We start from the raw sequence: 1,087 nt of genomic DNA, 5'->3' as shown, positions 1-1,087 counted from the left end.
GACCGCCACCCCGGCATCTCGGTGTCGCTGTGGGAGAAGCGAACCGGGCCGCAGCTGGCCGCCCTGGCCGACGGATCCCTCGACCTGGCCATGGTCTACGGCCACCCCAGCACCGCCGATTTCCGGTACCGCCGGCTGCTGCACCGGATTCCGCTGGTGGCGGTGGTCGGCAGGCAGCACCGCTGGGCGCACCGCTCGCACGTGCCGTTCGCCGAACTGCGGGACCAGGACTGCGTGCTGTTCGCCCGTGAACAGTGTCCGGCGATGTACGACGCGATCCTGCGGTCGGCCGCGCAGACCCGGATCTCGCTGAACATCACCCAGATCGCCGACGATCCGGGCGCCACCGCCCACATCGTCTCGGTGCGCCCACTGGTCGGATTCGCCTCGCTGCCACGGGCGGTGTCGGCGGGTATGGGGTCCTCGGACACCGACCCGGTGGCGGTGAAGCTGGTCGATCCGGTCCCGACCCTGGATCTGCATGTGGTGTGGCGGGCCGACGAACAGAATCCGGCGGTGGCGATGTTTCTGGATTGCCTCGCGTCCACGGCACCTGCCCTGGCCGACGACCAGGTCTTGACAGCGTGAACTCGTCGTTCATTTCAGTCCCGACCGCACGAACGCATTGACGATGTGGCGCTGCAGCACCAGATACAGCACCAGCACCGGCAGGCAGGCCAGACCCGCCAGCGCCATCATCGGCCCCCACTGATCGCCTTCGGTGCCCATGAAACTACGCAGTCCCAGCTGCAGCACACTGTTGGACTGACGCAGCACGACCGCGGGCCAGAAGTACTCGTTCCACGCGTTGATGAACAGCAGGATGCCGAGTGCGGCGAGCGCGGGTCGCAGGTTCGGGACCACGACGGTCCACAGGATCGACCACGACGAGCGCCCGTCGATCTTCGCGGCGGCGATGAGCTCTTTCGGGAACGCCGACATGTGCTGGCGCAACAGCAGCACCGCCAGCGCCGAGCACAGCGTCGGCAGCACGACGCCGATCAGGGTGTTGATCAGGCCCAGCTGGTTGAGCAGGATGTAGTTGGGCAGCATCGTCACCTGGAACGGCACCAGCCACACCCCGACG

At 67.4% G+C, this 1,087-nt stretch carries 2 protein-coding genes; one reads left to right on the top strand and one right to left on the bottom strand.

The genetic code is table 11. The annotated features are described in order from the left end of the window. The coding region (locus tag ACFWF3_RS36885; RefSeq protein WP_379318888.1) for a LysR family substrate-binding domain-containing protein at positions 1 to 588 on the top strand (588 nt) is incomplete at its 5' end. Between the two features lie 9 nt (positions 589 to 597). Here the strand turns inward: ACFWF3_RS36885 and ACFWF3_RS36880 are convergent. Then, a partial coding sequence (locus ACFWF3_RS36880; protein WP_379318886.1) for a carbohydrate ABC transporter permease occupies positions 598 to 1,087 on the bottom strand: 490 nt, incomplete at its 5' end.

Origin of the sequence: Nocardia sp. NPDC060220 (assembly GCF_042727815.1) — a bacterium.
In the GTDB taxonomy this organism is placed as follows: domain Bacteria; phylum Actinomycetota; class Actinomycetes; order Mycobacteriales; family Mycobacteriaceae; genus Nocardia.
Note: the sequence above shows the minus strand (reverse complement) of the source record. Positions and strands in the feature narration are given on the sequence as shown.